Source organism: Geodermatophilus maliterrae (assembly GCF_041018925.1).
GTDB classification, from domain to species: Bacteria; Actinomycetota; Actinomycetes; order Mycobacteriales; family Geodermatophilaceae; genus Geodermatophilus; species Geodermatophilus maliterrae.
The window spans coordinates 1-6,978 of the sequence record NZ_JBFNXQ010000163.1 but is presented as its reverse complement, the minus strand read 5'-3'; the positions used below and the strand labels follow the sequence as shown (position 1 = coordinate 6,978).

The 6,978-nt window shown below is 77.5% G+C and carries 5 protein-coding genes; 1 reads left to right on the top strand and 4 read right to left on the bottom strand.

The window, feature by feature from the left end; translation table 11 throughout:
* Nucleotides 1-125: 125 nt before the first annotated feature.
* Nucleotides 126-830: a fibronectin type III domain-containing protein gene (locus ABQ292_RS25735; RefSeq protein ID WP_369210548.1), complete on the top strand. Its 705-nt coding sequence runs from the start codon at nucleotides 126-128 to the stop codon at nucleotides 828-830.
* Between the two features lie 117 nt (nucleotides 831-947).
* Here the strand turns inward: ABQ292_RS25735 and ABQ292_RS25730 are convergent, their stop codons facing one another.
* The 4 genes from ABQ292_RS25730 to ABQ292_RS25715 are packed head-to-tail and all read right to left on the bottom strand — an operon-like array spanning nucleotide 948 to nucleotide 6,848.
* A complete protein-coding gene (locus ABQ292_RS25730; protein WP_369210547.1) occupies nucleotides 948-1,547 on the bottom strand; it encodes an NUDIX domain-containing protein in 600 nt (199 codons plus the stop codon).
* Between the two features lie 43 nt (nucleotides 1,548-1,590).
* On the bottom strand, nucleotides 1,591-3,342 hold the full coding sequence (gene pyrG / locus ABQ292_RS25725; RefSeq protein ID WP_369210546.1) for a CTP synthase: 1,752 nt from the start codon (nucleotides 3,340-3,342) through the stop codon (nucleotides 1,591-1,593).
* Nucleotides 3,320-5,704: a hypothetical protein gene (locus tag ABQ292_RS25720; protein ID WP_369210545.1), complete on the bottom strand. Its 2,385-nt coding sequence runs from the start codon at nucleotides 5,702-5,704 to the stop codon at nucleotides 3,320-3,322. Before ABQ292_RS25720 ends, pyrG begins: the two co-directional genes overlap by 23 nt.
* Nucleotides 5,705-5,711: 7 nt before the next feature.
* Entirely contained in the window at nucleotides 5,712-6,848 is a 1,137-nt protein-coding gene (locus ABQ292_RS25715) for a glycosyltransferase family 4 protein (RefSeq protein WP_369210544.1), read from the bottom strand.
* Nucleotides 6,849-6,978: the final 130 nt, after the last annotated feature.

Sequence of the window (6,978 nt, the reverse complement as noted above, 5' to 3'; positions counted from 1 at the left end):
CGGGCCGGCTCGGCCTGCGGCTGCCCGCGCCGGACGCCGCCGGGTCCGGTGCGACGGCGCCGCCGATCTCGGGTTGAGCCGGCCGCCGTCGGTGCCGATGTCCTCCACCGATGCGGGAGGTGGGCGTGGGACGGACGGGACGCGAGGCGGCACGGCGTCGCCGGGGCACGCGCGCGCGCCGCGGAGCGTCGGCCGGCGGGGTCGCCGGGCGGGTGCTGGTGGTCACGGCGGTCGGCCTGGTGGCGCTGTCGGCGCCGGCCACGGAGATCGCCGCGCAGGTGAGCGCCTCCTGGGCGCCGTTCCGCAACGCCGGCACCGCCGACGGGCCCGAGCCGGCGCCCGTGGTCGAGCACCCGGAGGTCTGGACCGGCGTGCCCGACCCGGTGGTGGACACCCCGGTGCTCGCCGTCCCGGCGCCGCGCCGGCTGCAGGTGGAGCTGCCCACCCCGCTGGTGCCGCACGGCGAGCCGCTGGAGACCACGCCGCCGCCGGCCGTGTGCGGCGGCTACGGCAACCCGCGGCAGATCCCGCCGGGCGTGACGCCCGGCGCGGGCTCGGCGACGGTGAGCTGGCAGGCCGACGGGCACGACGAGGTGCAGGGCTACCGGGTGACGGCGGTCAGCCAGCAGCTGGTGGCCGGCGAGCAGCCCCCGCCGCCGCGAGCCACCGCCGCCCAGCGCGCCGACTGCGGCGAGGTCACGGTCACGCTGGCCGGGCTGACGTCCGGCGCGCCCTACGTCTTCTGGCTCGAGGAGCTCGTGCTCGACGCCGGCACCGGCGTTCCCGAGTACGTGCAGGTGGGCTGGTCCTCCCCCGTCGTCATCGGGTGAGGGCCGCTGCCCCGTTCGGCCCCGTCCCGCTCGGCGAGATCGGCGATCTCGTGGCCGTCAGCGGTTGATCACCACGAGACCGCCGATCCCGGTGTCGTCGGAGCGCGGGAGGGGGCGTCAGGTGGCGTCGACGGGGCGCAGCGTCGTCCCCGCGGCGCGGTGCTGGGCCGCGGCGAGCAGGCCGATGACGGCGGCGGAGTTGCGGATCGCGCCGTCGAACACCCGCTGCACCGCGTCGGCCAGCGGCACCGTCTCGACGGTCATGTCCAGCTCCTCGTGCTCGACGGTGAACCCCACGGGCCGGTCGACGTCCGACAGCCCCTCGGCCAGGTAGACGAGCACCTGCTCGTCGCAGAAGCCCGGCGTGCTGTAGGTGGTGGTGAGCAGCGACCAGCGCTCCGCGGCCATGCGCACCTCCTCGGCCAGCTCCCGCTGGGCGGTGAGCAGCGGCGCCTCGCCCTCGGCGTCGCGCAGACCGGCGGGCAGCTCCCACAGGTAGCCGCCGACCGGGTGCCGGTACTGCCGCAGCAGGACGACGTCGCCGTCGTCGGTCAGGGCGACGACGGCGACCGCGCCCGGGTGGCGGACCACCTCGCGGATGCTGTCGCCGCCGCCGGGCATGGCCACGGTGTCCCGGACCAGGCTGATGATCCGCCCCTCGTAGACGGTCTCGGTGCCCAGCACCCGGTAGTCGCCGTCGGCGGCCGGCTCGCTCATCGTCGGATCCCGACCCTCCGGGTGACGGGCGCACGACGCCCCATCAGATCCCCACCTTCTCCGCCTCGGACTCGTCCACCGGCACGGGCAGCCGCGCGGACTCCTGCCGCTCGATCGCGGCCTGCACGAACGCGGCGAACAGCGGGTGCGGCCGGGTCGGGCGGCTCTTGAGCTCCGGGTGGGCCTGGGTGCCCACGAAGAACGGGTGCACCTCGCGCGGCAGCTCGGCGAACTCGACCAGCAGCCCGTCGGGCGAGGTGCCGCTGAACACCAGGCCGGCCTCGCCGAGCCGGTCGCGGTAGGCGTTGGCCACCTCGTAGCGGTGCCGGTGCCGCTCGGTGATGTCCGTCGAGCCGTAGGCGGCCGCGACGACCGAGCCGCGCTGCAGCGCCGCCGGGTAGCTGCCCAGCCGCATGGTGCCGCCCATGCCGCGCTCGCCGGCGATGACGTCGACCTGGGTGGCCATCGTGGCGATCACGGGGTCGGTGGTGTCGGGGTCGAACTCGGCGGAGTTGGCCCCGGCGAGCCCCGTCACGTTGCGGGCGTACTCGATGACCATGCACTGCAGGCCCAGGCACAGCCCGAGCGTGGGGATGCCGTTGGTGCGGGCGTAGCGGATGGCGCCGAGCTTGCCCTCGATGCCGCGGACGCCGAACCCGCCGGGCACGCAGACGCCGTCGACGTCGCCGAGCGCGTGCGCCGCGCCCTCGGGGGTCCGGCAGTCGTCCGACGGCACCCAGCGGATCTGCACCCGGCTGCGGTGGGCGAACCCGCCGGCGCGCAGGGCCTCGCTGACCGAGAGGTAGGCGTCGGGCAGGTCGACGTACTTGCCGACCAGCGCGATCGTCACCGTCTGCTTCGGGCTGTGCACCCGGTCGAGCAGGTCCCCCCACACGGTCCAGTCCACGTCGCGGAAGGGCAGGCCCAGCCGGCGGACGACGTAGGCGTCGAGGCCCTCCCGGTGCAGCACCTTGGGGATGTCGTAGATCGACGGCGCGTCCGGGCAGGCGATGACGCCCTCGGTGTCGACGTCGCACATCAGGCTGATCTTGCGCTTGAGCGAGGTGCCGATCTCGCGGTCGGCGCGGCAGACCAGCGCGTCGGGCTGGATGCCGATGTTGCGCAGCGCGGCCACCGAGTGCTGGGTCGGCTTGGTCTTCAGCTCGCCCGAGGGGGCGATGTAGGGCACCAGCGAGATGTGCAGGAAGAAGACGTTGTCGCGGCCGATCTCGTGGCGGACCTGCCGGGCGGCCTCGAGGAAGGGCAGCGACTCGATGTCGCCGACCGTGCCGCCGATCTCGGTGATGACCACGTCGACGGACTCGTCGTCGTCGGTGCCGGCCTCGGCGGCGGCCAGGATGCGGGCCTTGATCTCGTTGGTGATGTGCGGGATGACCTGCACGGTGTCGCCCAGGTACTCCCCGCGCCGCTCCTTGGCGATCACGTCGGAGTAGACCTGCCCGGTGGTGACGTTCGAGCGGCCGGTCAGGTCTGTGTCGAGGAAGCGCTCGTAGTGACCGATGTCGAGGTCGGTCTCGGCGCCGTCCTCGGTCACGAAGACCTCGCCGTGCTGGAACGGGTTCATCGTCCCGGGGTCGACGTTGAGGTACGGGTCCAGCTTCTGCATGGTCACCCGCAGGCCGCGGCTGGACAGCAGCGCGCCGAGCGAGCTGGCCGTCAGGCCCTTGCCGAGGGAGGAGACGACCCCACCGGTGACGAAGACGAACTTCGTCGGCTGGGAGTTGTGGAGGAGGCGACTCGAGGCGGACTGATCACGTGTTCCAGGTCGACCCACGGGAGACGACCGTAACACGGTCCCCGCCCTCCCCCGCCCCGCTGCCGGGGACGTCTGCGTCACTCCCCGCGGCCCGCGGCGCGCGGGCGGCCATCGCCACCAGCAGCGGCACCAGCACGGCCGCGGCGGTGGCCGGCAGCGCCACGCCGGAGTCGTTGACCGCGGCGCCCAGCGCCAGGCTCAGGGCGGTGGCCAGCAGCCCGGCGCGCAGCACCGCGGTGTCGGCCGGGCGCAACCCCGAGCCGCCGAGGCGCAGCAGCCCGGGCCCGGTGCCGCGCGGGCCCTTCCGACGTGGGCCAGGGCGGCGGACCAGCCAGACGGCGGCGACCAGCGCCACCGGCAGCACCCACGACAGCGCGCTGCCCAGGAGGATGTCGACGTTGGCCTGCGCCTTGCGGCTGACCACCGTCCACGCCTCCCCGGTGAGCGCCTGCTCGACGAACCGGCCGAGGTGGGTGCGCTCGTCGGCCGGCCGCAGCCAGTCGAGGACGGCCAGCGTGCCCACCGCGAGCACGCCGGCGGCGAGCACCGCGCCCAGCCGCACCGGCGTCACCCGCACGCCGGTGAGCAGCATCGCCAGCAGCAGGAAACCGGGCAGCAGGGCGAGCACGCCGCCGAAGTCGCGGCCCAGCCCCGGCGCGCCGACCAGGACGACGGTGACCAGTCCGGCGGCGAGGACGACGGCCCCGGTGACGCGGCGCCGCCGCCGTCCGCCGTCGTCCCGCCCCCTGCCCGCGCGCCGTCCCGCGGCCGTGGCGAGCGCGGCGGTGACCAGCAGCGCGCTGCCCGCGAGCAGGCCGGAGGAGAGGTTGCCGAAGCCGGTGAACCGCCCGGCGACGATCGGGTCGTAGCCGAGCAGGCCGTCGAGCTCCAGCGACGAGCCGGTGAGCACGTCCCCGACCAGCGTCGCCGTCGTGACCGCGAGGACGGCGAGCAGCGGCCCCGGCCGGCGGCGCCGCCACGGCCCCAGGACGGCGGGGGCGACCACGGCGGCGTCGGCCAGCAGCACCGCGCCGGCCAGGGCGAGGCGCGGTGACCCGGCGCGCTCCCACGGCACCAGCCCGGCCAGGTAGGTGGCCACGGGCAGCGCGGCGGCACCGAGGGCGGCCAGCTCCAGCAGCGGGCGCAGGCGGGCGCGCGGCCGGGCGTCGTGGCGGACGCCGAGCACCAGCAGGCCGAGGACGACGACAGCGGCGACGACGGCGACCAGGGCGGCGAAGAAGGTCCCGGCGCTGCGGTGGTGGGTGACCGCGGCGGTGTTGGCGTGCTCCAGGGCGGCGACCGCCTCGGCGGTGCCCGGGTGCTCGCCGGTGACGGTCAGCGGCTGCCCGTTGACCGACGCCGGCCGCTGGAGGTCGAGGGCGCGCAGCACGGTCGGGGCGACGTCGATGAGCTGGGTGTAGGGCGCCCGGCCGGTGCTGGCCGAGGTGAGCCAGCCGGGCCCGGTGAAGCCGGGGCCCGACGCCAGGCCCACGTGCAGCTGCGGGCGCCCGTCGTTGACCTCGGAGACGCCCTGGACCAGCAGCAGGGTGTCGCCGGGCAGCGCGGCCACGGCGGCGCGCAGCCGGGCCAGCGCCTCGTCGATCCCGGCCAGCGCGGCCTCGCGGGACTGCGGCTCGGTGCCGGTCTCGCTGCCCTCCCCCGGGACGCCGGCGTCGACCAGCCCGTCGAGCGACACCAGCGTGAGCGGGCAGGGCTCGAGCAGTGCGGCGACGGCGGCCGGGTCCTCCGGCAGCCCCTCCTGCCGGGTGAGCCCGACACCGGGCGCGGCGACGGCGACCACCGGCGCCCGGCCGACGACGGTGGCGCAGCCGACCGCCTCGCCCAGGACCGCGGGCTCGGCGCCGAAGCGGGCGGTGGCCTGGTCCTCGGCGACGGCACGCACCGCGGTGAGCGGATCGGCCAGCCCGACGTCGGCGAGCCGCTCCTGCAGGCCGCAGAACGACAGCTCCGGGCTGGCCGGCGGCCCGGCCGGGACCGGCCCCTGCGACGGCGTCGCGCCGGACTCGCCGGGCAGCGGGACGGTGGGCGGCGGGACCGGCGGCAGCGCCTCGTCCGGTGAGGGGAAGCGCGCGCGGTTGCCCGCACCGAGGGTGGCCCAGCCGTCGAGCAGGCAGGTGGTCGAGCGGGCGGCGCGCACCGACACCGCGCCCATCGGCGAGGTGTCGGCCAGCTCCCAGAGGGCGGGGGTGCGCTCGGGGTCCAGGTCGCTCCACAGCAGCCCGGGGACGCCGACGACGAGGACCCGGTCGGCGCGCCAGTCCCCCGCGGCGCCCTCGGCCGCCGGCGCGCCGGGCAGCCCGGTGGCCAGCACCGCCAGGACGGCCAGCAGGAGGACGAGCAGCCGGCGGGCCCGCCTCATCGCGCCCTCATCCCGCGCCGCCCTCCGGCGGCCCGAGCAGCTCCCGGTAGACGGCGACCAGCTGGCGCGCGGTGGCCGCCTCGTCCGGCCACCCGGCGGCCCGCTCCCGCCCGGCGGCGGCCAGCGCCGCCGCGCGGGAGGGGTCGGCGAGCAGCGCGCCGACCGCCTCCGCCAGCGCCGCGGCGTTCCCCGGCGGCACCAGCTCCGCGGCGTCGCCGAGCAGCTCGGGCAGGCCACCGGCGCGGCTGGCGACCAGCGGCGTGCCGGCCCGCAGCGCCTCCTGCGCGGTCAGCGAGCGCGCCTCCCACCGCGAGGGCAGGACGACGAGGTCGGCGGCGGCGAGCAGGTCGGCGACGTCGGTGCGGCGGCCGAGCAGCGCGACCGGCAGCCGCCCGGCGTCGACGCGGGCGGCCAGCTCGGCCTGCAGCGGCCCGTCACCGGCGACGGCGACCAGGGGTGGACGCGGTCCGGTGGCCCAGGTCGCCGCGGCGTCGAGGAGGACGTCGTAGCCCTTCTGCGGGTGCAGCCGGCCGACGGCGAGCACCAGCGGGCGCCCGTCGGTGAGGCCCAGCTCCGCGCGGACGTCGTCCCGGGGGCGCGTCGCGGGTGGCAGCGCCGGCGCGGCGACCGGGGCCACCCGCACGTCGCGGGCGCCGAGCCGGCGGGCGTTGTCGGCGAGGTCGCCGGAGGCGGCCAGGACGACGTCGGCGGCGCGCACGGTGGCCCGCTCGGCCTGCGCGAGCACCCGCCGCAGCGGACCGGAGCGGTCGGGCAGGGCGTTGTGCAGGGTGACGACGAGGGGGCGGCGCCCGCCCCGGAGGCGCACCGCGGCAGCGGCCACCAGCCCGGCGCGCAGGCCGTGGGCGTGCACCAGGTCGGCCCCGGCCAGCGCGCGGCGCAGCGCCACCCCGGCGCGGACGTCGGCGACCGGGTCGAGCCCGGCGGAGATCTCCACCGGGGAGAACGCCGCCGCCGACGAGAAGCCGAACAGGGCGTCGGTGGCGGCCGGCCCGCAGACGGTGACCGCCGCGCCCGCACCGGCCAGCGCGGGCAGCACCGAGCGCAGGTGGGTGCCGACGCCGCCGGTGCTGGTGGCCAGCACCTCGGCGACCCGGCGGCCGGCCAGGGGGGCCTGCTCAGCCACCGTCCACCTCCGTCCGGCCGGGCGTGCGCAGGGCGCGCACGGCCGCGGTCAGCGGCCGGCGCGCCGTCCCCATCATGACCGCCGCGGCCACGACGGTCACGGCCGCCGCGGCGAGCAGCCCGCTGCCCAC

What these genes read in the sequence shown, in the direction of transcription:
- ABQ292_RS25720 (WP_369210545.1), bottom strand. Translation starts at nt 5,704, where the DNA reads ATGAGGCGGGCCCGCCGGCTGCTCGTCCTCCTGCTGGCCGTCCTGGCG.
- ABQ292_RS25730 (WP_369210547.1), bottom strand. Translation starts at nt 1,547, where the DNA reads ATGAGCGAGCCGGCCGCCGACGGCGACTACCGGGTGCTGGGCACCGAG.